Genomic DNA, 24199 nt, shown 5'->3' with positions numbered 1-24199 from the left:
CTCATGCGGCGCAAACTGGTCCTCGCCAGTAATAACGCGGGCAAGATGCGGGAACTCCAGGCGCTGATTTCGATGCTGGGCTTCGAGATCGTCCCCCAGGGGGCATTGGGGATTCCGGAGGTCGAGGAAACCGGCGCCAGCTTCGTCGAAAATGCGCTGATCAAGGCGTACCACGCGGCCAGACACAGCGGATTGCCCGCCATCGCCGACGATTCGGGGCTTGAGGTAAATGCGTTGGGCGGCGCCCCCGGTGTCTATTCGGCGCGCTACGCAGGGCCGTCGGCCTCCGACGACGAAAACATCGACAAACTATTGGCGGCCTTGGACGGCATCGAGCCCGGACGCCGCGGTGCGCGCTTCCGCTGTGTCATGGCCCTGGTCCGCGATGCGGACGACGCCGATCCCATTATCGCCGAGGGATGCTGGGAAGGCCGGATCGGCCAGACCCGCCGGGGTGGCGGTGGCTTCGGTTACGACCCCGTGTTCATCGTGCCGGAAACCGGCCTTTCGGCCGCAGAACTTTCGCCGGCGGACAAAAACCGCCTGAGTCATCGGGGCCAGGCTGCATCCATCCTCGCCGACCGGCTGCGGGACCTGCTAAGCAACTGATCCGGCGAGTTGTTACGGCCTGTCATCCAACTGTGCATCGACAGTTTGGGGAAAAGTCAGCACAATTCGAACCATGAGCCGGGCGTTCCGGAGCCCCGGTTCCCGCGAAGGCAGAAGGTGCATATGACCAGTTCCGATACGCTCAAATTTCTCGAATCGATTCTGGCCAAGGATTTCAAGGCCGAACACCACCGGCGCCAGCCCCGCAAGCGCGCCGAGCCTCTGGTCATCACCCTGTCCCGTGATTTCGGCGCCGGCGGCGAAGCGCTGGCCGCGGAGCTGGCCCGCTTTCTCGACCTGCCGATCTACGACAAAGAGATTCTCGACCGGGTGGCGCAGAAGACCCGGATCGACAAAATCCACCTCGAGCATCATGATGAGGACAGCGCCGAGCGCATCAGCGACCTGCTCTATAACCTCGCGTTCGGCACGGCGGCCACCCGTCACGACTACCGCCGTGCTTTGATCGACGTGGTGACCGAGCTGGCGAAGAGCGACTGCATCATCGTCGGGCGCGGTGCCCACCTGATCCTGGCGGGTCGCAAGGTATTCCGTCTGCGCGTGGTCGGGTCGCGCCCGGTTTGCGGAGAACGCATTGCGGCCGAGCTGGGCATCGCTCAGGCCGAAGCCGAGCGCCTGGTGTTCGAGACCAACAACAAGCGGCACAAATCGGTGCAGACGCTGTTCAGTGACCTCTACGACGACTGCTCCCTGGAACGTGCCATCAATTTCGATCTCGTGCTCAACACCGACCATTTGCCGCCCGCCCACGCCATGCCGGTCATACTCCTCGCGGTGCAGCAGTTCGGCTTCGAAATCTTCGACCTCCAGCAGCGGGCAGCTCCATGAACCCTGCGGAGGGACAGGCCGCCCCCCGTCTGCTTCAGGTCGAGATCGTCGATGTCTGCCGGGAGATATTTTCCGGGCGCTGCAGCCGGGTGATCGCTCCGGCGGCGGACGGCGAGGTCGGCGTCCTGCCCCGCCATACGCCGTTCCTGACCCGGCTCCGGCCCGGCGAGATAAGGCTCAGGACCGAGGCGGGCGAAGACCAGTACTTCTATCTCTCGGGGGGCTACATGGAGGTGCAGCACTGGGAGGTCAGCATCCTGGCCGACCAGGTGCTCCGTTCCCATGAGATCGACCGGGACGCGGCCCTGGCGGCCAAGCGCAGCGCCGAGCGCATGCTCCGCGAGAACCGGATTCCCAGCGAGCGCGACCGCGCCTATGTGGAATTGCTCAAGGCCCTGGCGCAGTTGCGCCTGCTGGAGAGGCTGAGCGCACAAAAGTCAGGCCGGTCCAGGCTCTGATCCTGCGGTGACAAGCCGCGAACGCGATAGTTCGAGGAGAACCATCATGACGATGAAAAAGCGTGTCTACGCCTTCTCCGAAGGCGACGGCAAGAACAAGCGCCTGCTCGGCGGCAAGGGCGCCAACCTCTGCGAGATGACGCAGATCGGGCTCAACGTGCCGCCGGGTTTCGTCATTACCACGGAAGCCTGCCTCGAATACCTGGCAGACAAGAAGCTGCCGGTCGGTTTGATGGACGAAGTTAGGGAGCACATGGCCCGGTTGGAACAGGCAACCGGCAAGCGCTTCGGCGATCCCGGCAATCCCCTTCTGGTTTCGGTGCGTTCCGGTTCGGCCCTGTCGATGCCGGGCATGATGGATACCATCCTCAACCTCGGCCTCAACCACGATACACTCCAGGGGTTGATCCGGCAGACCGGCAACGAGCGCTTCGGTTACGATGCCTACCGGCGGTTCATCCAGTTGTTCGGCAAAGTCGCCCTCGGCGTTCCCGACGAGCTGTTCGACGCCGAATTCGAAGCCGTCAAGCATCAGGCCGGGGTTGCCGCCGACATCGGACTCAGTGCCGCCCATCTCGCCGACATCGGTGAACGTTTCCTCGCCGTCGTGCGCCGCCATACCGGCAAGCCTTTCCCCGAAGACGTCTACGAGCAGCTGGAAATCGCGATCCGGGCGGTATTCGACTCCTGGATGGGAAAGCGCGCGGTGGATTACCGCCGCGAATTCCACATCACGCCCGACCAGGCCAACGGCACGGCGGTGAACGTGGTGACCATGGTGTTCGGCAACATGGGCGATGACTCCGCCACCGGTGTCGGCTTCACCCGCAATCCCGGTACCGGTGAGAATGAAATGTTCGGCGAGTACCTGGTCAACGCCCAGGGTGAGGATGTGGTGGCCGGAATCCGTACGCCCAAGCCCGTGCACGAGATGGCGACCGAAATGCCGGAGCTTTACGCCCAACTGGTGGAGCTGCGCGACAAGCTCGAAGCCCATTACCACGAGGTGCAGGACTTCGAGTACACCATCGAGAAAGGAGTCTTGTACTGCCTGCAGACGCGCAACGGCAAGATGAATGCCCAAGCGATGGTGCGTACTTCAGTCGAGATGTGCCAGGAAGGTTTGATCACACGGGAACGCGCCCTCCTGCGGGTCAACCCCGCCCATCTGGAACAGTTGCTCCATCCCTGCCTCGATACCTCGCACAATCCCGTACCGCTGGCACAGGGACTGCCCGCCTCGCCCGGCGCAGCCAGCGGCCGTTGCGTGTTCGATGCCGATCAGGCCGAACTGCTGGGGCGGGCTGGTGAAAAGGTCATCCTGGTGCGGGAAGAGACCAAGCCGGAAGACATTCACGGCTTCTTCGCGGCCCAGGGCATCCTCACCAGTCGCGGCGGCAAGACCTCGCATGCCGCCGTGGTTGCCCGGGGCATGGGTAAGGCCTGCGTGGCTGGTGCCGAAGGCATCAGGGTGGACAGCCGGGCGCGGCTGGCAACGGTGGGGGACGTCACCTTGCACGAAGGTGACATCATCACCATCGACGGCAGCACCGGCAATGTCTACCTCGGCGCGATCCCGACGATCGCGCCGACCTTCTCCGAACACCTCAGGACGCTGCTGTCCTGGGCCGACGAGGCCGCGCATCTCAAGGTCAAGGCCAATGCCGACACCCCTGAGGCGGCGAAAGAGGCGCGCGAATTCGGAGCCGTGGGCATTGGGCTGTGCCGCACCGAACGTATGTTCAACGCCAGCGACCGGCTCCCGGTGGTGGTGGAGATGATCCTGGCGCCCGATGTGGAGGAACGCAAGGCTGCGCTGGACAAGCTGTTGCCGATGCAGCGCGGCGACTTCCAGGCGATTTTCGCCCTGATGGCTCCCTACCCGGTCACCGTCCGGCTGCTGGACCCGCCCATCCACGAATTCCTTCCAGACGAGCATTTCCTGGCGGACGAGATCGATGCGCTGCGGCAATTCCGGCGGGTTGCGAAAGGGCGGGCGGCGGCGTTGAGCGCGCTGGGTCAGGCCGCCGAGGCGGACGGCGTCGGCGAGGATGCCGTGGCTGCCGTCATCGCCCGCAAGGAACGGCTGCTGGCCAAGGTCCGGGAACTGCACGAGATCAACCCGATGCTGGGGCACCGTGGGGTTCGGCTCGGGATCACCTTCCCCGAAATCTATGAGATGCAGATCCGCGCCGTGCTTGAGGCCGCGGCGGAGTGCGCCAAGGCCGGCGTGGCCACCGCACCGGAGATCATGGTGCCCCAGGTCGTCGACGGCGCGGAGCTGGAATGCGTCCGGGCGATGGTCGATCGCCTGCGGCAGGAAATCGAAGCCAGCCACGGCGTCCACCTCGATTTCAAGTTCGGCAGCATGGTGGAAACCGTGCGCGCCTGCGTGACAGCCGATGGATTGGCGCGGACCGCGGAATTCTTCTCCTTCGGGACCAACGACTTGACCCAGGCTACTTGGTCGTTTTCGCGGGAGGATGCGGAAAACAAGTTCCTCCCCCAGTACATCGGCAGCGGCATCCTCAAGGACAACCCGTTCGAAGTGCTCGATGTCGCCGGTGTCGGTGCCATGATGCGGATGGCGGTGGAAAAGGGACGCAGCGTCCGGCCGGACCTTGAAATCGGCATCTGTGGCGAGCACGGCGGGCATCCCGGCTCCATCCGTTTCTGCGACGGCATTGGTCTCAGCTATGTCTCCTGTTCGGCGCCGCGGGTGCCTGTCGCCCGGCTGGCAGCGGCACACGCGGCCTTGATGAACGGGGATTGAGACACGCTCGAAAGGGAGGGGGAGCCCCGCGCGAAGCACTCAGGCTGCGGTTTGCCATCGTTCCACCGCGTCCGTATACTTCGCCGACCCTGTAAATTGGCCGAAACGAGGAGTGCGCCGTGGAAAAGCCTTATATCCTGCACATGTTCACGCCGGAAAAGAATCTGAGCCCGTTCGATGCGAACATGGCGCTCGATGCAGGCTGGTTGTCCCTGGTGCCCTATACGAACCTGGAACTGGGGGAAATCACCGCCCTGGTGCAGGATGCGATCTTCTCGCGCAGCCTCGCCGGTGTGAAGCGCACCGCCATCTTCATCGGCGGACGCGATGTTGGGACCGCCATGGCCATGCTGCGTACCGCCCAGAAATCGATGGTGCCGCCGTTCGAGATTTCTGCTTTCGCCGATCCGAGCGGCGCCTTCACGACCGCTGCGGCGATGGTCGCGATGGCCGAGGGGGAGCTGCGGAAGCATCACCAGACCGGCCTCGAAGGTAAGTCGGTACTGGCTCTGGGCGGTACCGGCCCGGTCGGCCAGATTGCCGCCGTGCTGGCGGCCCGTGCCGGTGCCAAGGTCAAGATCATCGGGCGCCAGCTCGAAAAGGCCCAGAAAGTCGCCGAGCTGTGCAATGCCGAATTTGGCGAAGGCCAGACCGCCATCGAGGGCGACGCCGACGCCAACAAGGGCGAACTGCTCAAGACTGCCGACGTCGTCTTCGCGACCGCCGCCGCCGGCATCCAGGTGCTGAGCGCCGAACTGCTGGCGGCATCGCCCCAGCTCAAGGTGGCCGCCGACGTCAACGCCGTGCCGCCTTCCGGCATCGCCGGCTTGGGACCCCACCACAAAGGCGCGCCGATCGAAGGTTCGCCGAGCGGGGCCATCGGCATCGGCGCACTGGCCATCGGCAATGTCAAATATCAGGCCCAGCACCGCCTACTGCTGCGGATGCGCAACACCGACAAACCGGTCTATCTGGCATTCAATGAGGCTTTCGAGATCGCCCGCGAAGTCGTCCGCGGCGGTTGAGCCGGGCCTGATGCCTTTTTTGTTACCGATATTCTTCCCGAGACAGACCCAGAATGGAAAAACGCGCCATCCTCCACATGTTCGACCCCATGCCGCATGTGAGCCCCTTCGACATCAACATGGCGGTCGACGCCGGTTTCGATGTCATCGTGCCCTATGGCAACGTCAAGGCGGAAGAGGTGCATGGCCTGGTGCAGGATGCGATTTTCTCGCGCGGGCCGGCGGGCGTGAAACGCACCGGTATCTTCATCGGCGGGCGCGATCTGGCGGTCGCCCTCACCATGCTGGAAACCGCCAAAGCCGCGATGGTGCCCCCGTTCGAAGTATCGGTGCTGGCCGATCCCAGCGGCGGATTCACGACCGCGGCGGCGTTGGTGGCGCTGGTCGAAAAGCAGCTCAAGCTGAAGCACGGTACGGAGTTGGCGGGGCAGCGTGCGGTGGTGTTCGGCGGCACGGGCCCGGTGGGCATCGCCACCGGCGTCATTGCGTCGCTGGCCGGGGCGGACGTGACTCTGGTCGATCCGTTCAACGTCGAAACCGCGCTGGCCAAGGCCGATGAATACAACCACCGCTGCGGCGCCCGCCTGCACGGCACTTTCGCCGGTTCGGAAGCCGACAAGGCGCGCCTCTTGTCGAATGCCGACGTGGTGTTCTGCACCGCCAAGGCCGGTGTCGAAGTGCTCAACGCATCGGTACTGGCCGATGCCAAACGCCTCAAAGTTGCTGGCGACGTCAACGCGGTGCCGCCGCTCGGCATCGAAGGGATCAAGCTGAAGCACAACGGCGAACCACTGGTGCATGCAGTCAACAGTCCCGGTGCCGTCGGGGTAGGAGCCCTTGCCGTCGGCAACGTGAAATACCAGTTGCAAAATCACCTGCTGGCGCTGCTGTTGCAGTCGGAAAGTCCGGTCTTCTTCGATTTCCGGGCCGCATTCGAGCGGGCACGCGAAATCGTCTGAGGATGGATTTCTTTTGGGGGGGCCTACAAACTCAGCTTTTATGGATTTGGCAAAGAATAATTTCCGGAATTGACCGCCGTCGTTCCGGCATGGACTCATGGCAGGCCATCCTGCCTGCCGCCCTTTGGGGAAATGCACAAATCGGCAGGAAAGCGGATTGGCTCGCGCAATGCCCGAAAGGGGCGGCCAGGGAACTGCCGCCTGATATCCGCGCCCGGTCGATTTGTGGCGGAACCCAGGCTCCAGAGCCTGCCCAGCACTCGGCCGGGGGATGACATGGCGGGGGAACATCCCGACCAGGCTGCCGGCGGTCCTTGCCGGCACGACGGTGCTCTGAACGACAATCGCGATCGCTCAGCCAGGGAGGTTATTTTCGGCCATCTCCCTATGGGCAGCTTTTTATTGCCGAAATATCCTGCAGGGATCAGGTGTCGTCGGCCGAGCCGGGAACCCGGATGGCTTCGATGGCGGCGGATTCGATCGCTCCAGGCTGGATGGCCCGTCTGGCGCTGACCCAGCGTCCCGCCGCCATTCCCCCCAACATGCAGGCCAGGAAAACCCATACTCCAGCGTCGGCCGTGACGAGGGAAACCACGGCAGGTCCGGGACAATAACCCGATAGGCCCCAGCCAACCCCGAAAACCGCAGCGCCGCCCACGAGGCGGCGGTCCACGTGTTTCCGGACCGGAAGATCGAAGCGATCTCCCAGCACAGGGCGCCCCAGTCGCAGAATCCGCGGAAACAAGGTAAACGTCAGGCCCACCGCTCCCCCCATCACCAGCATCAGCGACGGGTCCCAGTTTCCACCGACGTTCAAGAATGCCAGGATTTTTCCGGGCCGGGTCATGCCCGCCAGCCCCAGTCCTGTTGCGAAGATCACACCCCAAAGAAAAGCACTGAAAGCGGGCATACCGGTTCAACCTCCGCTCAGGCGGTTGAAAAGGAACACGGTTGCCATGCCGGTGCTCATGAAGATCAGTGTGGCAACCACGGAGCGCAGAGACCGCCGACCCAGCCCACAGACCCCGTGGCCGCTGGTGCAGCCGTTGCTGAGTTGTGCCCCCAGGCCGACCAGAAAGCCGCCGATGGCCAGCACCCACAGCGGCCTCGGCGCCGTGTCGAAAGCCTCCGGGTAGACACCGAGCCACAGCACGCCCGCAGCCAGCAGCCCCAGCACGAAGGCGCATCGCCATGCCCGGTCTTCCGAGGCGGGCCAAAGCGTCCCCGCCAGCACAGTGCTGACGCCGGCCAGCCGACCGTTGAAATAGAGAAGGCCGCAGGCGGCTGTGCCGATCAAGGCACCGCCGCCCACGGCCGATAGTAGGGTTTGAGTGTTCATGAGGATCCCGTCCGCTTCGCATACCGATGCGTAGCACTATAAGATGCGCCGTGTCCATTCGGCAAAGAGCTTTTTCTGATTTCCTTATATTTAAATGTTACTCTTCCTGCCGATCTCTCCGTAAGTTTCCCGCCGTCTTCAAGTGCGCTATCTTGAAGTTCGAAAACCGCCGGTCGACGGAGGACCTGAAGTCATGAACAAGGCTTTCTGGTATGTCGTTTTGCCTGCATTGCTGTTTGCCTTTCTGGTGCAGCGCTTTGGCCCTCTTGCGGTCAACCTCCCGCTAAAATCCGTGTTCGGCGTGGCGGCGGCGCCCGCCGAAGAGGCTTTGCGGCAAAGGATAGTGCTACCGCCAGGCTTCAGCGTCACGGTTTACGCGGCGGATTTGCCCGGCGTCAGGATGCTGCGCTTCACCGGGACCGGCGATCTGCTGGTCAGCCAGCCGAACGCCGGTGCCATCGTTCTGCTGGAAAAGGATGCCGACGGTGATGGGCATCCCGACGGCCGGCGGCAACTGCTGACAGACCTCAGCCGACCGCACGGTCTCGACCTCCGCAACGGCTGGCTCTACGTCGCGGAAACCTATGGTGTCGTTCGCGTCCGTTACGACGCGACCCAGCGGCAGACTTCCGGGGCGCCCGAAACGGTGGTCAGCGGGATTCCGGGTGGGGGTAATCACTGGAGTCGTACCCTCAAGTTCGGCCCCGATGGCGGAATGTACGTTTCCGTGGGTTCGAGCTGCAACGTTTGTATTGAAGATGACCCGCTTCGCGCGACGCTGCTGCGCTTCGAGCCGGATGGCACGAAGCGGCAAATCTATGCCACCGGACTGCGTAATACCGTCGGTTTCGACTGGCACCCTGGCACCCGCGAGCTTTATGGCACCGACAATGGCCGTGATCTGCTGGGCGATGATTTCCCACCGTGTGAACTCAACCGCATCGAAAAAGGCGGCTTTTACGGCTGGCCTTACGCCAACGGCAACCGCGTCCCGGATCCCGATTATGGCCGGGGACACGAGGCCGACATTCAACGCAGCTTGCCGCCCGTCTATGAATTCCGTGCGCACGTCGCCCCGCTCGGCATGGTTTTTCTCAAAGGCGCGGGATTGCCGCAGGACTACCGTGGCGCCGCCCTGGTCGCCCTGCACGGCTCCTGGAACCGGTCGAAAAAACAGGGCTACGAAGTCGTGTCACTGCATTTCGGCGCTGACGGCAGGATAGCCGAGCGTCCCTTCATGAGCGGATTCAATATCGACGAAGATGTCATCGGCCGGCCGGTGGATGTCGCCGAAGGGCCCGACGGCGCCATCTACGTGTCCGACGACTATGCGGGCGCCATTTACCGTGTCCGCTACGAAGTGCCGGCCGCCGCCTCACACAATTGACTTGACTCAAGGGACTGTTCCCTGGTTTAATTCGCGCCTCTTGTTCAGGCCAGGTAGCTCAGTTGGTAGAGCAGGGGACTGAAAATCCCCGTGTCGGCGGTTCGATTCCGTCCCTGGCCACCAATATATAAAGGTCAACCGTTCTCGGTTGGCCTTTTTTCTTGCGCGCTCCCGCGTGTTCGCGGGGACTCTCGCGGATTCCTGTGGACTTCCTTTCCCAGCCGTCTCGCCCGCCTTTGGCCCCATTTCGCTCTCTCCGCGCCGTTTTTCTCTCCGGCTTCCTCCCCTTCAATGCGCCGAAGTCCACAAAGGCCGCGAGGACGACACCTGCAAATCAACGGGTTACGCACGGACGAATCAAGCAGTTGGATTGCGGCATCGGCAGGCAAAGGCAACCATGTTCGTTGTGTTTTGTCGGCTATTCCTGGCAACTACCGACATTTCGCAACATGATGACGACATGGAAAGTTCGCGCCATCGCATTCTGGATTTTGCCGCCCAGCGCAGTCTGTCGATAGCCGAGCACGAAGCGCCGAGGAAACGCGATGGCTTCGTGCAGGTCGATGACACCTGTCTCAACGGCGTGAGATGAAGGATGCGCGCAGCGTCAACCACTTGCCGCGCAACGTGAAGCGGGCGATTGACGGCGGCTGCCGCGCCGTGCACCAGGCCAAGCACGCTCGGCGCCATTTGGTGAGTGGAAGCGGCGTACTGCTTCGGCCGCGGGTTCCGACGACGCGACTTGTTGCCGCGACGGACCGCCAGATGCGCTGCAAGCCTTGTCAGGAGCCAGTTCGGCGGGCAGCGAGAACTTTCATGGCCGAGGATCAGGGCCAATCAGGAAAAAACTCGACTGGGCTACTGACCCTTTTCTTACGTCTTCAGCGCCAAGAGGTTGGCGTCACGTGCAATTCGCCAGCAGCCATCTCCCTCTTTACGGAACAAGGTCAGCGTGTAGCCCGCACGCCGCACCGGCTCGCCGGCGGGAGGCGTGATGCTCAAGTCGATCCGGTTACGCGTAAATGCCCAATCTCCCCAGACCTGCAGTTCGACGATGTCGTACGTTGCGTCGATTCGCAGTCCCGCAGCAGCGATCTGGTTGGCGCTCGCTTCGAAAGTCTCTCGACCGAACGGTTCTTGGCTGGGAACCATGAAGACCGCATCCTCGGTCATGAGCGAGAGTACCGTAGGGGTATCCCCGGCCTGACTGGCTCGCATCCATGTCGCAACGACTTCTCGGATTGCCTGTTCGTCTTCCGTCATTTCATCCTCCCTCCGACCCACGGATCCGGATCGAACACAAACTTCGTGGCAAATCGACGGCTGTGATGCCCGGTCAGCCCTTGCCGATGCCGAGCTGCGCCATGAGGCGCATTGCCTCCGAGACCACCCAGTACTCGGCGAACCGGTCCCCGCTGCTGCGCAGCATGTCGATACCGGCGAACTGGACCTTCGTTCCCGGCTTGGCCGTGGCGCCCGGCATCCCGCCCACGTACGTGCCGTGGAACCGCCAGTGCGCGGCGACCAGATCTCCTTCGACGATCGGGCCGACCTCGATGACGCTGGACACTTCCCGAAACAGGAGGCGGCTCTCCCGGATCAGTCGAGTCAGCGCCGCCGGACCGCGGATCCGCTCGGACGGTGCACCGTCGGTACGGGTCTGGTGGATGACGAAATCCGCGGTGACCAGTTCGGCGACGAGCGCGTCGAGACGATCGCCGTCAGCCGTCCACGCCTGCTCCAGGTACCGCCGATAGCGGGCCTTCACGTCGTCGGTCATCTTGTCGCACGCTCCTTTCGGTTCGTAGCATCCGAAGTGCCGTCACGGCGCGAGCCGTCCGGTACGCAGCCTTTGCATGCACTGACGGGGCGCCGCTCGATTGCTCGCCTTCGCGCTGCACACCTCGTAAAGCGCGCCGGATGGGTGCCAGCACAGCCATATCATTCCATTCGTCAACGTCGCCGCTTCGCCCGCATCTCCTGCACCAGACGCCAACTCTTGCCCTGGTCGACAGATTGTTCGTTACACCAGCGAAAGCTGTTCGGCGTGATGTCCCGGTAAACCCACCGGGTGAGTGACCCGGAGGCATCGACGTCAGCCACCTGGATGATCTCGTCACCGACCTTGCGAGCGAGCTGCCGGGTAATGTATCCGCCCGGAGGGTTGATCCAGAGGATGTGCCAGGCGTCGATCTTCGGATCGTAGATCCGTAGGGTCGTCGAATAGCGGTTGCCGGGCTCGGACCAACCGACCTCGTTGCCGTTCCTCACCGGTGTGATCCAAAGATCCTGGATCGCCCGCCCTTCAAGCACCCAGTCGAATCGAATATCCCATTGCGAACGCGTTACCGTGCCGTCCGCCGCGAATTCATCGGCCTCAGCCAACCAGTCGCCGACGAACTGTCCGTAAAGCATGAGTCGGTCGGCATATTCGGGGGCTGGTCCGCTGGCTGCGAGTCCTTCGAAAAAGCTGCGGGGATTCGAGTCGATCGATGTTTTCATTGGCTCACCATGTTCATGTGCAACCGGTTTCCCGTGAGCTTCCGCATCCGCCGAAAGGTGCGGCTACTTTCGGGCCGACAATGATCCGGTCAACCCAATGCCTTGCCGAGACATTCCACGATGGCCTTGGCATGGCGCCGATCCCGATCCTTTGCGGGATCGTAGATCGTGACGTCGATTCCGATGACCGGAACATGCTTTCTCAAGAGGGACACGAGTCGGGCCAATTGTTCGAAATCCAGCCCCGGCTCCCCTGGCGAATCCACCGCGGGCATCACGGATTCCGCCAAGATGTCGAGATCGAGGTGAAGCCAGAATCGCGAAATTACCCTGCCCAATGCCCACGTCTTCACCTTTTCCGCAGTTGTGGGCATTCCATCCCGGAGCATGTCCTGAATGATGATCCGGTTGATCGCCGTTTCACGAATATCTCCGTAATATCGAGCGTACTCCGGACGTAAGGCATCGCGCTCTCCCAGTTGCGTCACGTCCGCATCCTGAACGAGAGGTCCGTGGATACCAGGCCATTCGGTGAGTAGCCTCTCTCCACGCCCCGTTGCGAGGGCGAGGTCCATTCCGGCGACCGATCCAAGACGGCTTTGCGTGTCATAGTTTCCGGGGTGAAAGAAATCGCTGTGTCCATCGAGATGGAGCAGACCCACGCGGCCGGCTCCTCGTGCGCCGAGAAGGCAACCCAGCAGGATGCTGCAGTCGCCGCCGATGACAATCGGGAATCCGCCATCAGAGAGGCGCGTCTGGATGCGATGCGCCAGATCGAGGCTGTAGTCACGGATCGCATGGCCGTTCCGGATTCGCGTACCCTCCTCCGCATCGAACCGATATGCAGGGCGCGGCAGCCATTCGACGTCCATGGCGCCGATCGCGGCCTGCAGTCCCTCCGATAGCAGGGCAAGCGGCGCCTCCCAGGCTCCCGGCTCCTTGCCGTCGGCTTCAGGGCGCAGACCAAGATTGCTCGGAGCGCAGATGACGAATCCGTCCCTGATCACTTTCGTCCATCCTCTCGCCATCAACCAATAAAAGCATCATAATTGGTTGACAGCGCAAGTCAACCCATAAAATCCTTTTTACTGGTTGTACAAGCCGACTGTAGGCAGGCGGCAACGTTGACTTGGGTGCCAGACGCGGGAGTGATGATGGGTGGGACGTTGCAGATCGAAAGCCACGAATTCCGTGAGGCCGACCTCATCGGAGGCCACCCCGCCATTGACTTCGTCAATACGGTGACCGGATGGGACGTTCGGCCGAGGGACTGGATCCTCGACTATGCTGCACTCGTCGATTGGGCGCTATTCAGCGGCCTTCTCGGCCGGATGGAGGCCGATCGCCTACGCGACCTTGCAGCGTCATCACCCCGTCGCGCCGCTGTCGCCCTAAAGGAAGCCAAGACCCTGCGCGCAGCCCTCCATGGGCTCCTGACGGCGCGCATCGACGGCACGCCCCCCCGTGCGAATGACCTTGAGGTGATCAGACGGATGTGGCAAAAACTTTGCCGCCATAGCGAGTTGGTGATCGACTCGGCATCCGGCATAGGTACGCGCGAGGTCGAGGCCGGGCTTGCCCTGGTCTCGATGAGAGTGTTGGACGCCTTCGTCCGGCTTGGGGAAGATTTTGCTTCGCCTCGCCTGAAACGCTGTGCCGGCGTCAATTGTGGCTGGTTCTTCCTCGACCGGTCGAAACCAGGACGCCGACGCTGGTGTGACATGGCAACTTGCGGCAACGCAGACAAGAATGCCCGACATCACGGCAAACGCTCATCTCGAAAGTAATCCCGTGTACTTACTGACGCCCTATGACATTCAAACGGAATCCCGTGGGGCGGGCGGTGCGGGGGATGCGATGCTCGTCAAGGAGCCATGGCCAGCCCATGATCATTCAATCTTTGTGAGACGGTGATCGTCCTCACTCGCTCGAATCAATTTCCGCTGCTCATCCCACAACAACGGCGTCCCCGACGCCAAGTCGAACAGGGTCACCTCCGGCGGCAACGTTTCGTCGAGGATGGCGGCGACGATGTCCGGCGCCAGGGTGGTGAGGTTCACCATTCGGCTCACATAGGCCCGATCCATCCCCTCGCGCTCGGCCACCTCGGATAGCGTGCGCGCCTCGCCGGACTCCACCATCGCCAGCCAGCGGTGGCCGCGGGCGAGCGCGAGCTGGATCGGCGTCGGCGTGTCGTCCCACGGGCGTGGTTGCACGGCGCCGCCGTCCGGCAGGGTCACGGCCTTGCGGCTGCCGCGGCGCTTGATCCGGATCGGCATGGTGACAGTGAGGCTGCCGTCGCTGGCGGTGATCACCTCGGCCTGGCCGGTCTTGTAGATCAAGATTTCATTCATGCCACGGCCTCCTCAAGGGTTTCCGGGGTGGGCTCGGGGCGCAGCTCCAGGGCGAGCACCTCGATGCCGTTGGGCCGGAACCGCACCTCGATGTCGTTCGGCGAGACGATCACCTTGTCGATGAGGAGTCGCACAATGCGCTGCTGCTCGGCCGGGAAGAGCTGATCCCAAATCGCATCCAACCGGGTCATGGCCACCGTGACCTGGGCCTCGTCCAGGGAGGGGTCGAGCCGGGCGGCATGCTCGGCTACCCCGGCGATCATGTCCGGTGCGCGCAGCACCCGGCGCATCTGCTCCAGCACGGCGGCCTCCAGCTCACCGGCCGGCAAGCGCGGCAGCCCGGAGGCGCCGGCGTGCTCCTTGTTCTCCCGCGTCGGCAGGTAGTAGCGGTAGATACGTCCGTTCTTCTTGCGCGTGGACCAGGGCGTGAGCGCCCGGCCATCGATCCCCACGACGATCCCCTTGAGCAGGAACGGCACCCGGGCGCGGGTGTTGTTGCCTCGCACACGCGAGTTCTGCGCGAGGATCGCCTGGGCGGCATCCCACAGCCTGCGCTCGACGACGGGCGGGTGTTCGCCCGGATACCACTGATCGCGATGGCGGATCTCGCCCAGGTAGACGCGGTTGTTGAGGATCTTGTAGACGAGGCTCTTGTCGATGGGCTTGCCATCGCGCACCCGCCCGTCTTGGGTAGTCCAGGCCTTGGAGGTCACGCCGTCGAGGCGCAGCTCCTTCACGAGCAGGGTCGAGGACCCGAGCTCGACGAAGCGCTGGAAGATGTGGCGGACGATCTTGGCCTCGCGCTCGTTGGGCACCAACCGCCGGTTGTCGACGTCGTAGCCGAGCGGCGGCACGCCACCCATCCACATGCCCTTGCGCTTGCTGGCGGCGATCTTGTCGCGGATGCGCTCGCCGGTCACCTCGCGCTCGAACTGGGCAAAGGAGAGCAGGATGTTGAGCATCAACCGCCCCATCGAGGTGGTGGTGTTGAACTGCTGGGTGACCGAGACGAACGACACATCGTGGCGCTCGAAGACGTCGATCATTCGCGAGAAGTCAGTCAGCGATCGCGTCAGGCGATCGATCTTGTAGACCACCACGATGTCGATCCTGCCGGCCTCGATGTCGGCCAGCAGCCGCTTGAGCGCCGGCCGGTCCATGTTGCCACCGGAGAAGGCGGGATCGTCGTAGTCGTCGGCCACCGGAATCCAGCCCTCCGCGCGCTGGCTGGCGATGTAGGCGTGGCCGGCGTCACGCTGGGCGTCGATGGAGTTGTACTCCTGGTCGAGCCCCTCGTCGGTGGACTTCCGAGTGTAGACGGCGCAGCGCAGGCGGCGCTTCAGGGCTTCGCTCATCGCCGACCTCCCTGCTTCTTCGGATTCTTCGCCTTGGCCGGTGCCTTCACGCCGAAGAAGAGCGGCCCGGACCAGCGGGTGCCGGTGATCTCGCGGGCGATCATGGACAGGCTCGGGTAGCGCCTGCCCTCGAACTCGTACTGCCCGTCCTGGGCGACCGTCACCCGGTGCTCGATCCCCTGGTACTCCCGGGTGAGCACGGTGCCGGGCATCAGCCGGATGTCGCGATCGAGCTTGCGCGCCTTGCCGGTCTCCACCAGGGCCTTGATGCGCCGCTTGTTGCGCTCCAGCAGGTTGGGATCGACCTTGCGGAACTCGATCTCCTGCAGCTTGTAGGCGATCCGCCTCTCCATGAACTGGCGATTGGGCGTTGGGTTGTCGCTGCCGAAGAGTTCTCGCCAAAGCGCCCTCATTTCCTCTATCGAGAGATCCGGGAGCCCGGCGATCCGGGCGACGACGCTCGGCGGGGTGGGTGGGACGGTGCTTGCCTTCATGGAGCCTCCTCCAAAGTGTTGTTGACGGGGTGGCTATGAAGGCGCTGGTGGCCGGAGAAGCCAAGCTCAAACTCGCTCTCTGCGGCTATGTTTGCGGACTGCGCAGCACCGGCGTTGCGCAAGCGCACCAGCCCGTTTGCCAGCAGGGACGCAATTTCGCGCCGGCGCTGCTCCGGCGTCATCCGGTCGGGTGGTAGGTGGTTGAATCGATGCATCGGTAGCGGTCCTGTCTGTCCAACTCGCGTGACGCGAAATTGTCCGGATGGACCGCCGCCGACACCATCAGGGAGTTTCGGAGGCGTGCGGACTGATGCGGGCTGTGGCGAAAAGTAGGTTCCTGTCAGTTCGATAAATGACGGGCGAGGATCGTCTTCACCAGCGAATCTCCGGGCTGAGCGCTGGCGATCATTTCCCGGATCTGCTCGTTGACGCGCTGGGCAGGGACGCCTGCGCCTGCCGCCGCCTGCGTGACTGCCGAATACGCATCGAGCACATCAGCCCCGGTGATGTCGTAGCCATATCCGAGGGAGATCCAGTGCAACGCGGCCAGGCCGGCGGCGAGCGCGAAGTCAGGCTGCTTCACGGCACAATCGCGGGCGGCGCGGGTCAAGGTGCGCGGATCGGTCGGGCTGCGTGTCGCCAGTTCAGCAGCCACGGTGAAGAGACCCGCGTCCTTGGCAGCGGCAAACCATTTGCCTTCGGCGCCGGGCGTGCTGGCAATCAGGTCGCGCAGGATCTCTTCCGGCAGCTTGTCGGGATACTTCTTGGCAATGGCACGAAACGTCGCCAGGTTCGTTGTGCCCTGATTCGCCTCCAAGGCATAGCGCCGGTAGGCTTCGTCGATCAACCCGGAGGACAACAGGAGGGCCTCGCAGGCTTGCGCGATCTGCCAACCCGGGTCATTGAGACCACGTGATTCCTCGGCGTAGCGGATCGCTTCCGCCTTCTTGCCCATCGCCGACAGTGCCTTCACACCCCAGCGCCGGTCGTGCCACCACTTGAAAGGCGCCTTGTCGAGCAACGCCAGCAGTTCCTGATGGCGGCCTGCCGCACACAGGGATGCCAGGCAGGCGCTCGTGCCCTTGAAGAATCCGTGGCCAGACGCCTTCGGGCTCCATACGCTTTCGACGACCGGCATGAACTCGTCGGCCCAGTGTGACGCCAGCTCCGGGGTCACGCACAGCTCGCCCCAGTAGTCGCCCAGTAGTTCGATGTAGGGCATTTCGTCGTCTTGCAGCGCCTGCCACAAACGCTCCAGCCAGCGTCGCCGCATCTGTGGCTCGACATCCGCTTTGACGATGATGGGCACCAGGGTGTCGATGGCCTTGTTGACGGCCGAACCCAGGGCGCCCGATGAGCTGTCCACTTGCTCCAGGGCTGGCGAGAGCTTTTCCAGCAGGGTGATGGCGCCCTCAGCTGCGAGAACAGGCTCCTTGCGTGCGACCTGCTTGATCTCCGCGATGGCTTCCTTGATCCGCTGCACCGGCGTGTCGGATCGCCAGCCGAACGCATGACGGCGAAAACGGGAGGTGAATTGCCACTTGTGGGCGCTCACGATCGATCCGCCATGGGCTACCGCACCGGATACTGGCCGTTGCGAATGAAACGATCGTAGGTGTCTTCCTCCGGCTCCTCGTCGTCCTGGCGCGCGCCCTGCCATTCGGCCTCGGGCAGCACCAGCAGGGTCAATGTGTAGTCGTATTGGGCAGCGACGCGGGTCATTTCGGTGATCGGCATGGTGGCAGGTTCACGGGCAAACCAGGACTGGGCACGCCCCGTCCGGCTGTCGGCCATGTCAAAGGCGTTGTAGCTGTGCGCCAGAGCATCGTGCGGCAGCTCGATGGTGTTCCTGCGGGTCGCGAAGTAGGCGCCAGACCTGAGCGCCGCCTTGTTCGACTTGGCCCACAGCATGTGGTCGTCGCGGCTGGCGACCAGCACTGCCCGCTTGGGCGCGATCTCGGTCCAGCGCAGAGCTGCCGCGGTCAACGAGACGCCGTAGCGGTCGGCGCAGTGACCCAGCAGATCGAAGCTGATCGGCTGCCCGTCGACCTGACGCCGAAAGTCGTCCAGCGGCATCAGCAGGGTCGACGCGAAAAGATCTGCCTCGGCCTCGATGTCCCGCTCGTCGTTGTCACCGGTCTCGATGTCGTCGTCACCGCACTCGAAACGATCCTGCTGATGGCGATGGAGGATGTAGTGACCGAACTCGTGCGCGATCGTGAAGCGCTTGCGTCCCTCCGATGGAGTGGCGCTGTTGTAGAGGATCAGCCACTTCGACCGCGTCTTGTTGGCCGCCAGGAGGCCGTCGAAGCCGTCCAGATCCTCCCCCCGGATCTTGTCGATCGGCGAGTCGGCGAAACACTGGCGCGAGTACTCCAGGGCGAGCTCATCGACCTTGACGGGAAACCGATCCGCCCCGAGAACCGTGTTGAGCATGGCCGAGATGCGGTTGGCCTCGGCCATGGGCTTCTTGGCCTCTGTCATTCATCTTCCCACGCGTCGAGAATCTTGCGGATCTTCTTCTTGTCCGGCTCGGACATGCTTTTGTACTTACGGAAGAAGGCCTCATCGAGCACTTCTTCGTCCGGCGTGGTCGCCGACTCGGTGAGCAGGAATTCTGTAGTCACCTCGAGTACGGCAGCGATCTTGCCGATCTTCTCAGCCGAGGGCTTCGGTTCGTCCTTGTTCTCCAGCTCCCAGATGTAGCTCTTGCTGGAGTCGGTCAGTTCGGCCAACTGCTCAAGGCTGAGCTTCTTCTGTTTCCGCAATGCGCGGATCTTGTCCCCCAAGGGCGATGGCACCGGTATCTCCTAATCGTTCTGCGTCAGGCCGAAGATGTTACCACTACGCCGAACGATTTCGTACCTGCTTGACAAACCCAGCATCAGTCCGAGACAATCCGAAACGTTCGGCACACCGAACGTTCGCGTCCTTGGTGGGATGTGGCGGCGCCGGGCATCGTCCGTTTGAAGAAGGAGAAGAAAGGCATGACCGCGTTCAACCCTCGTCACCTCGCCCGTCAGGTTCCGGCCACCACTTGGCAGGCGTATCTGTCCTCCCGTTCCATCGCCATCCCCGAATCTTTTGACTGGAACGCCGAGGAAAAGGCATTTTCCGATGCCCTGATCGCCCTCCTGGAGGAACTCGAACCGGATCAACAGGCACTGCTGCACGCGGAACTGCGCCATGCCCACGCCCTCGCGACCCAGAAAGGCATCGATGCGATCCTCAACGCCAGCGACAACGACGCGGCCATTCGGGAGGACTTCGGAAAACTGCGCAACCACGCCGAACGGGCCTTGTGGGTGCTGGTGAACTGGCCGAACACCTTCATGACGGCGGAGGCGCTGCTCCAATTCGATCTCGGCGTCGGCAAGCGGTCGTGGAAACGGCAAGCCATCAAGGTGACCGAGCCGGTGTCCCGAGAGGCTGCCGACATCGAGGGATTGCAGGCCGCCTTGTCCGAGGTGCTCTCGAAACGCAAGGGACCACGGCGCGCCTGCCATGTGGACGTCTGCGACCGTCACCTGGACGGCGGTGTGCAGATCAGCGTCTACGTGGAGGACGATCCCAACGATCTGGTGGAGTTCGTCGAGGAGGGCATGCGCCGCCGAACGACCCGCCCGGCGACCAATCTCGCGCTGGTCTACTTTCCCGCATCCGGCATCGTCGACACCGTCGGCCGGGGCGGCGCCAAGGTCCACCAGCCGCTGGTGACGCTCTTCGCACGCCATCTGCTGAAACAGGAGGTCAAGCCCGAGGCAGTGAAGCAGCCGATGTTCTATCTCAACCGGCTGCGGCACGGCTTGGACCTTCCGGAGGACAGCGACATCGACCTCGCCGCCCACGGCATTGATCGCATTCGCCTCCGCCGCGCCCGGCTCAGGAGCACGAGGGCGCCGATCTGCGACTTCTGGGTAGGCGTACCGGCGGATCAGGCCGAACACTGCGTGCTCGCTGCATCGAGCGCCCACCTGAAGGACCACGACCTGTTCCGCGGTCCGTTCAATATCGTCGAGGCCCTCATCAGCATCTACTTCGCCCCTGCCGAGGTGGGCAAGCGCGGTCGCGTACTGAATATCGACCTCAAGCAATCGGGGATCTCCAACCTCCAGGACATGGCAGAGGAGGACGCCAAGCTCGCTGAGCGCCTCCTGCGTGCCTGGCGCGTCTCCGAACCGACCGAAGTCGAACTGGCCCTGGTCGCGTAGAAGCCGCCGTGCAAGCACGCAACGACATCGCCTTCGGCCTGCTCTGCGGGCTCGTCGAGGAATCCGAGGAAAGCCTCCATCCGGATGCCGCCCGGTATTCCGGACAAATGGATGCCTATCGGCATCTCCTCGACCTCGGCGCCCTCGGGGCGGGCGACGGTGTCGGATCGAGCATTCTCTGTCCCTGGTGCGGAATGGGCGATCTGGAGGGGATTCGCTTCGAGCAAGGAGGCCGCCAGGGGTACTGCACGGACTGCGGCTGGGTGGATCTGGCCAGTGATCAAGTGACACGGCTCAGGGTAGACATCACGCGCATCGTCCGCTGGCTCGCCTCGGCCCTGGGCCTTGCGGGACGGTATCAACATGAAGAGCTGGTTCCGACAGCGCTGTGGCGCCTGGGCGAGATCGAACATCGGCGAAAGCGGCGCATTATCTTCTTCGGTCGAAGGCTGAACGACCCGGCCTTGACGCCCATCATCGAACATCGACTTCGCACTGCCTGCGCACCGGGTTGCGGCGTCCTCATCACCACTACACCCGACGTCGCCCAAGCGATCCAGGCCGCCGGCCATCTCGTCGTTCCGCTGCGTGCCGTGGCGCATCTCCGCAAGGCCGGCTTCGTCATCGAGAATCTCGACGCATACCTCGACGGCTCCGCCGGGATCGGCGAACGGGATTCGGAAACCTCCCTGCGGCTCATGCACTCCGGCCGCATCGCACTGATCGACGGAGAGCGGCACGCACTGTCGCCCCAGGTCTACCGCTTTCTTTCGGTACTCGCGCAGGGCGGCGGCGATCCCGTCCATAAACGCACCATCGCCGACGCCTTGGAAATCGATGTCGACAAGTGCAAGGGCGCGGACATCTGCAAGCGGCACAAGGCCGTCTACCGCACCTTCGTCGCCCACGACAACGACGGTCACTATTGGCTGAAACCCGAATTCGTCAACGACCAAAGGAGGTGATGCACCCAACGAAGCGCAATCCTTTCATCCGGCAGTTCAACTTCGATCTGGATGAGGTAAATGACATGAGTGGTAAGAACCAGTGGGTCGTCCGCAACGGCGACAAGTGGGGTGTCCGGGGGGAAGGCAACGACCGCCTGACCTCCGTACACGATACACAACAGGAAGCCTTCGAGCGCGCACGCGACATCGCGCGCAACCAGGGCAGCGAGGTGCTCATCCAGGGCGAGGACGGGAAGATCCGCGAGCGCAACAGCTACGGCAAAGATCCGTTCCCGCCTCCCGGCTGACCACCCCGCATTTCCACCCCCGATAAGGGCCCGGAGCCAACCACTCCGGGCCTTTTTCTTTTCCGGCTCTGCGCAGGGCCGATTTGCACGATTTGCCCGCCCATCCTGCCCGCTTTGCCCGCCGGTTTGTCCACCCCCTGAAACCCAGAATGACCTCACGTTTCCGCAACAACCCGTAAGGAGCGAATCGTGAGTATCAAACACCTCAACCAACGCCAACTGGCCGACCGTTGGGGCGTCAGCGAAGCCACCCTGGAACGTTGGCGCTCCGAAGGGATCGGGCCGGTCTTTCTGAAGATCCAAGGCCGCGTGCTCTACCGCGTCGAGGACGTCGAGTCCTACGAGGCGGAGTGCCTGCGCAAGAGCACCTCCGAGCGCGTCGGCGCGGGAGGTGTCGCATGAGCCGCCTCACCCCCGACCAGGTTCTCGCCACGCCGGCCGGCGAGCTGGCCGCGCTGCAAAGCGAGGCGCTGTTCCAGCTGAAGAACGATGCCGCCGATCTGCTCTCGGTGGCCCGCGCCATCGTCGAGCACATCGACCGGGCACTCGAACTGAAATACGCCGACCGCGCCCATGCCCTGCGCCTGGCCGCCCGCAAGGATACCGGTGTCGTGCATTTCGACGACGGCCACGTGCGCGTCACTGCCGACCTACCCAAGCGGGTCGAGTGGGATCAGCGGCGCCTTGCCGAGGTCGTTCGCCGCATCGCCAACGGCGGCGAGGACCCGGCCGAGTACGTCGAGATCAGCTATCGCGTCTCGGAAACCAAGTTCAACGCCTGGCCGGAGTCGCTGAAGAGCGCCTTCGCGCCCGCCCGCACGCTCAAGACCGGCAAGCCCGGCTTCCGCCTCGCCCTGATGAAGGAGTGACCGCCATGTTCAAGAACCGCACTTTGCTCGAGAAGCTGAAGAACAAGCATCCCTACCTGCTGGACGAGTTGCCGGCCACGGTCCGCGTGGATGGTATCGAGATGCCGCTCGAAAGCGCCACCCTGGACCAGATCACCTTCGCCGTCATCGCCCTCGAAAACGAGGTCCGGCCCATCAGCCGCCGCATGAACGCTCTGCGGGAGCTCTACGACCTCGCCCGCAAACACGGCGCACTCGGCGCGCACCGGATCGGAGACGCCTTCGCCGACAAAGGAGGCCGCTCATGACCCTTCCCATCATCTCCGCCGACCAGCGCCTGGCCGAGAAGCGCGGCGTCAAGGGCGTGCTGGTCGGCAAGAGCGGCATCGGCAAGACCTCGCAGCTCTGGACGCTGGCGCCCGAGGCCACCCTGTTCTTCGACCTCGAGGCGGGCGATCTCGCCGTCGAAGGATGGGCCGGCGACACGATCCGGCCGCGCACCTGGCAGGAATGCCGCGACTTCGCGGTGTACATCGGCGGGCCGAACCCGGCGCTGCGCGACGACCAGCCGTTCAGCCAGGCCCACTTCGACGCCGTCTGCGCCCGCTTCGGCGACCCCAGCGTGCTCGACAAGTACGAGACCGTGTTCGTCGACTCGATCACCGTCGCCGGGCGTCTGTGTCTGCAGTGGTGCAAGGGCCAGCCGCAGGCCTACTCCGAGAAGACCGGCAAGCCCGACCTTCGCGGGGCCTACGGCCTGATGGGCCAGGAGATGATCGCCTGGCTCACCCACCTGCAGCACACGCGCGGCAAGAACGTGTGGTTCGTCGGCATCCTCGACGAGCGACTCGACGACTTCAATCGCCGCGTCTTCCAACTGCAGATCGACGGTTCCAAGACCGGGCTCGAGCTGCCGGGCATCGTCGACGAGGTGGTGACGCTGGCCGAGCTCAAGGCCGACGACGGCAGCGCCTACCGCGCCTTCGTCTGCCACACGCTCAATCCCTGGGGCTACCCCGCCAAGGACCGCTCCGGCCGCCTGGACCAGATCGAGGAGCCGCATCTTGGCCGGCTGATGGCCAAGATCGCCGGCCCCGCGCGCCCCGCCCTCGAACGCCTCGACTTCGCGCGCCCCGCGCCTTCCGAACCCGTACAGCAATAAGGAGCCACGACCATGAGTTATTTCGATTTCAACGATGCCAACGAGCAGTCTTCGTTCGACCTGATCCCCAAGGGCACGCTGGTGCGCGTGCGCATGACCATCCGCCCCGGCGGCTTCGACGATGCGAGCCGGGGCTGGACCGGCGGCTACGCCACCCGCAACGACAACACCGGTTCGGTGTACCTCAACTGCGAGTTCGTCGTGATGGAGGGCGAGTACGCCCGCCGCAAGATGTGGTCGCTGATCGGCCTCCATAGCCCCAAGGGCCCCGAGTGGGCCAATATGGGCCGCGCCTTCGTCAAGGCGATCCTGAACTCCGCGCGCGGCGTCCATCCGGGCGACGCCAGTCCCCAGGCCCAGAACGCCCGGCGCATTGCCGGCTTCGCCGACCTCGACGGCATCGAGTTCCTCGGCAAAGTCGACTGGGAGAAGGATCAGCACGGTCAGGACAAGGCCGTCATCAAGCAGGCGATCCAGCCCGATCACAAGGACTACGCCGCATTGATGGGCAACGCGCGTCCGTCCGCCCCGGCGCCCACCACGCCCAACGCATATGCCCAAGCCACGGGTCGCGCTCCGATCACGGGCCGTCCGAGCTGGGCGCAGTAAGGGGGGCTGC

At 63.7% G+C, this 24199-nt stretch carries 30 protein-coding genes and 1 tRNA gene; 19 read left to right on the top strand and 12 right to left on the bottom strand.

The genetic code is table 11. The features are described 5' to 3' along the window. Nucleotides 1–3 precede the first annotated feature (3 nt). The 6 genes from rdgB (at nucleotide 4) to N4J17_RS05070 (ending at nucleotide 6673) form a co-directional block, all read left to right on the top strand. Nucleotides 4–609, top strand: a complete 606-nt coding sequence (gene rdgB, locus N4J17_RS05095; RefSeq protein ID WP_198323109.1) for an RdgB/HAM1 family non-canonical purine NTP pyrophosphatase — start codon at nucleotides 4–6, stop codon at nucleotides 607–609. A gap of 123 nt (nucleotides 610–732) precedes the next feature. Then, entirely contained in the window at nucleotides 733–1458 is a 726-nt protein-coding gene (locus tag N4J17_RS05090; RefSeq protein WP_198323108.1) for a cytidylate kinase-like family protein, read from the top strand. After that, nucleotides 1455–1916 (top strand): F0F1 ATP synthase subunit epsilon, encoded by a 462-nt coding sequence (locus tag N4J17_RS05085; protein WP_198323107.1) that lies wholly within the window; start codon nucleotides 1455–1457, stop codon nucleotides 1914–1916. The genes N4J17_RS05090 and N4J17_RS05085 overlap by 4 nt, the downstream gene beginning before the upstream one ends. Nucleotides 1917–1962: 46 nt before the next feature. After that, nucleotides 1963–4689, top strand: coding sequence for a pyruvate, phosphate dikinase (gene ppdK, locus N4J17_RS05080; RefSeq protein ID WP_198323106.1), 2727 nt, complete (start codon nucleotides 1963–1965; stop codon nucleotides 4687–4689). A gap of 119 nt (nucleotides 4690–4808) precedes the next feature. Beyond that, nucleotides 4809–5714, top strand: coding sequence for an NAD(P)-dependent methylenetetrahydromethanopterin dehydrogenase (locus N4J17_RS05075; protein ID WP_198323105.1), 906 nt, complete (start codon nucleotides 4809–4811; stop codon nucleotides 5712–5714). 53 nt (nucleotides 5715–5767) lie between these two features. After that, complete coding sequence (locus tag N4J17_RS05070) at nucleotides 5768–6673, top strand: NAD(P)-dependent methylenetetrahydromethanopterin dehydrogenase (protein ID WP_198323104.1); 906 nt, start codon at nucleotides 5768–5770, stop codon at nucleotides 6671–6673. A 424-nt stretch (nucleotides 6674–7097) separates the two neighbouring features. Here N4J17_RS05070 and N4J17_RS05065 read toward each other — a convergent pair whose 3' ends face one another. Both N4J17_RS05065 and N4J17_RS05060 read right to left on the bottom strand, forming a co-directional pair. Further along, nucleotides 7098–7583, bottom strand: coding sequence for a DUF6691 family protein (locus tag N4J17_RS05065; protein ID WP_198323103.1), 486 nt, complete (start codon nucleotides 7581–7583; stop codon nucleotides 7098–7100). 6 nt (nucleotides 7584–7589) lie between these two features. Continuing rightward, nucleotides 7590–8012 carry a YeeE/YedE family protein gene (locus tag N4J17_RS05060; RefSeq protein ID WP_198323102.1) on the bottom strand — a complete coding sequence of 141 codons (423 nt, stop codon included), beginning with the start codon at nucleotides 8010–8012 and terminating at the stop codon, nucleotides 7590–7592. A gap of 193 nt (nucleotides 8013–8205) precedes the next feature. Between N4J17_RS05060 and N4J17_RS05055 the strand changes: the two genes are divergently transcribed. The 3 genes from N4J17_RS05055 to N4J17_RS05045 all read left to right on the top strand — a co-directional run bounded on the left by N4J17_RS05055 (nucleotide 8206) and on the right by N4J17_RS05045 (nucleotide 9991). Further along, on the top strand, nucleotides 8206–9399 hold the full coding sequence (locus N4J17_RS05055; RefSeq protein WP_198323101.1) for a PQQ-dependent sugar dehydrogenase: 1194 nt from the start codon (nucleotides 8206–8208) through the stop codon (nucleotides 9397–9399). Between the two features lie 47 nt (nucleotides 9400–9446). Beyond that, nucleotides 9447–9522 (top strand) — tRNA-Phe (locus tag N4J17_RS05050). Between the two features lie 337 nt (nucleotides 9523–9859). Further along, nucleotides 9860–9991, top strand: a complete 132-nt coding sequence (locus tag N4J17_RS05045; RefSeq protein WP_277458417.1) for a hypothetical protein — start codon at nucleotides 9860–9862, stop codon at nucleotides 9989–9991. A 281-nt stretch (nucleotides 9992–10272) separates the two neighbouring features. On the opposite strand, the gene N4J17_RS05040 is transcribed toward N4J17_RS05045, so the two are convergent. From N4J17_RS05040 to N4J17_RS05025, 4 genes are all read right to left on the bottom strand, one after another. Further along, a complete protein-coding gene (locus tag N4J17_RS05040; protein WP_277458418.1) occupies nucleotides 10273–10662 on the bottom strand; it encodes a YybH family protein in 390 nt (129 codons plus the stop codon). A gap of 73 nt (nucleotides 10663–10735) precedes the next feature. Beyond that, nucleotides 10736–11179 carry an ester cyclase gene (locus N4J17_RS05035; RefSeq protein ID WP_277458419.1) on the bottom strand — a complete coding sequence of 148 codons (444 nt, stop codon included), beginning with the start codon at nucleotides 11177–11179 and terminating at the stop codon, nucleotides 10736–10738. A 173-nt stretch (nucleotides 11180–11352) separates the two neighbouring features. Further along, nucleotides 11353–11901 (bottom strand): hypothetical protein, encoded by a 549-nt coding sequence (locus N4J17_RS05030; RefSeq protein ID WP_277458420.1) that lies wholly within the window; start codon nucleotides 11899–11901, stop codon nucleotides 11353–11355. An 89-nt stretch (nucleotides 11902–11990) separates the two neighbouring features. Further along, entirely contained in the window at nucleotides 11991–12908 is a 918-nt protein-coding gene (locus tag N4J17_RS05025) for an arginase family protein (protein WP_277458421.1), read from the bottom strand. Between the two features lie 159 nt (nucleotides 12909–13067). On the opposite strand from N4J17_RS05025, the gene N4J17_RS05020 reads away from it, so the two are divergent. Continuing rightward, the gene (locus N4J17_RS05020; protein ID WP_277458422.1) at nucleotides 13068–13688 is read left to right on the top strand and encodes a CGNR zinc finger domain-containing protein; all 621 of its coding nucleotides are present in this window, start codon (nucleotides 13068–13070) and stop codon (nucleotides 13686–13688) included. Nucleotides 13689–13790: 102 nt separating this feature from the next. Here the strand turns inward: N4J17_RS05020 and N4J17_RS05015 are convergent, their stop codons facing one another. The 3 genes from N4J17_RS05015 to N4J17_RS05005 are packed head-to-tail and all read right to left on the bottom strand — an operon-like array spanning nucleotide 13791 to nucleotide 16104. Further along, entirely contained in the window at nucleotides 13791–14255 is a 465-nt protein-coding gene (locus N4J17_RS05015) for a hypothetical protein (protein ID WP_277458423.1), read from the bottom strand. Continuing rightward, a complete protein-coding gene (locus tag N4J17_RS05010; RefSeq protein WP_277458424.1) occupies nucleotides 14252–15610 on the bottom strand; it encodes a recombinase family protein in 1359 nt (452 codons plus the stop codon). The genes N4J17_RS05015 and N4J17_RS05010 overlap by 4 nt, the downstream gene beginning before the upstream one ends. Then, nucleotides 15607–16104 carry a DUF2924 domain-containing protein gene (locus N4J17_RS05005; RefSeq protein WP_277458425.1) on the bottom strand — a complete coding sequence of 166 codons (498 nt, stop codon included), beginning with the start codon at nucleotides 16102–16104 and terminating at the stop codon, nucleotides 15607–15609. Before N4J17_RS05005 ends, N4J17_RS05010 begins: the two co-directional genes overlap by 4 nt. A gap of 35 nt (nucleotides 16105–16139) precedes the next feature. Between N4J17_RS05005 and N4J17_RS05000 the strand changes: the two genes are divergently transcribed. Continuing rightward, nucleotides 16140–16301, top strand: a complete 162-nt coding sequence (locus N4J17_RS05000; protein ID WP_338457659.1) for a hypothetical protein — start codon at nucleotides 16140–16142, stop codon at nucleotides 16299–16301. Between the two features lie 143 nt (nucleotides 16302–16444). Here N4J17_RS05000 and N4J17_RS04995 read toward each other — a convergent pair whose 3' ends face one another. The 3 genes from N4J17_RS04995 to N4J17_RS04985 are packed head-to-tail and all read right to left on the bottom strand — an operon-like array spanning nucleotide 16445 to nucleotide 18905. Next, nucleotides 16445–17659 (bottom strand): hypothetical protein, encoded by a 1215-nt coding sequence (locus N4J17_RS04995; RefSeq protein ID WP_077729900.1) that lies wholly within the window; start codon nucleotides 17657–17659, stop codon nucleotides 16445–16447. A 17-nt stretch (nucleotides 17660–17676) separates the two neighbouring features. Continuing rightward, on the bottom strand, nucleotides 17677–18588 hold the full coding sequence (locus N4J17_RS04990) for an ImmA/IrrE family metallo-endopeptidase (protein WP_077729901.1): 912 nt from the start codon (nucleotides 18586–18588) through the stop codon (nucleotides 17677–17679). Continuing rightward, on the bottom strand, nucleotides 18585–18905 hold the full coding sequence (locus N4J17_RS04985; protein WP_077729902.1) for a helix-turn-helix domain-containing protein: 321 nt from the start codon (nucleotides 18903–18905) through the stop codon (nucleotides 18585–18587). Before N4J17_RS04985 ends, N4J17_RS04990 begins: the two co-directional genes overlap by 4 nt. Before the next feature lie 186 nt (nucleotides 18906–19091). Here N4J17_RS04985 and N4J17_RS04980 point away from each other — a divergent pair, with 186 nt between their 5' ends. The 8 genes from N4J17_RS04980 to N4J17_RS04945 all read left to right on the top strand — a co-directional run bounded on the left by N4J17_RS04980 (nucleotide 19092) and on the right by N4J17_RS04945 (nucleotide 24189). Beyond that, the gene (locus N4J17_RS04980; RefSeq protein WP_143735139.1) at nucleotides 19092–20315 is read left to right on the top strand and encodes a hypothetical protein; all 1224 of its coding nucleotides are present in this window, start codon (nucleotides 19092–19094) and stop codon (nucleotides 20313–20315) included. Nucleotides 20316–20323: 8 nt separating this feature from the next. Next, on the top strand, nucleotides 20324–21280 hold the full coding sequence (locus N4J17_RS04975) for a hypothetical protein (protein WP_077729904.1): 957 nt from the start codon (nucleotides 20324–20326) through the stop codon (nucleotides 21278–21280). Next, a complete protein-coding gene (locus N4J17_RS04970) occupies nucleotides 21280–21570 on the top strand; it encodes a DUF2188 domain-containing protein (RefSeq protein ID WP_017364503.1) in 291 nt (96 codons plus the stop codon). The genes N4J17_RS04975 and N4J17_RS04970 overlap by 1 nt, the downstream gene beginning before the upstream one ends. A 189-nt stretch (nucleotides 21571–21759) precedes the next feature. Then, the gene (locus tag N4J17_RS04965; RefSeq protein WP_024892258.1) at nucleotides 21760–21972 is read left to right on the top strand and encodes a helix-turn-helix transcriptional regulator; all 213 of its coding nucleotides are present in this window, start codon (nucleotides 21760–21762) and stop codon (nucleotides 21970–21972) included. After that, nucleotides 21969–22439 (top strand): hypothetical protein, encoded by a 471-nt coding sequence (locus tag N4J17_RS04960; RefSeq protein WP_277458427.1) that lies wholly within the window; start codon nucleotides 21969–21971, stop codon nucleotides 22437–22439. Before N4J17_RS04965 ends, N4J17_RS04960 begins: the two co-directional genes overlap by 4 nt. 5 nt (nucleotides 22440–22444) lie before the next feature. After that, nucleotides 22445–22726, top strand: a complete 282-nt coding sequence (locus N4J17_RS04955; protein WP_277458428.1) for a hypothetical protein — start codon at nucleotides 22445–22447, stop codon at nucleotides 22724–22726. Next, nucleotides 22723–23580, top strand: coding sequence for an ATP-binding protein (locus tag N4J17_RS04950; protein WP_277458429.1), 858 nt, complete (start codon nucleotides 22723–22725; stop codon nucleotides 23578–23580). Before N4J17_RS04955 ends, N4J17_RS04950 begins: the two co-directional genes overlap by 4 nt. A 12-nt stretch (nucleotides 23581–23592) precedes the next feature. Beyond that, nucleotides 23593–24189, top strand: a complete 597-nt coding sequence (locus N4J17_RS04945) for a hypothetical protein (protein ID WP_277458430.1) — start codon at nucleotides 23593–23595, stop codon at nucleotides 24187–24189. The last annotated feature ends 10 nt before the right edge of the window (nucleotides 24190–24199 follow it).

Origin of the sequence: Methylococcus capsulatus (assembly GCF_036864975.1) — a bacterium.
GTDB lineage: Bacteria > Pseudomonadota > Gammaproteobacteria > Methylococcales > Methylococcaceae > Methylococcus.
Note: the sequence above shows the minus strand (reverse complement) of the source record. Positions and strands in the feature narration are given on the sequence as shown.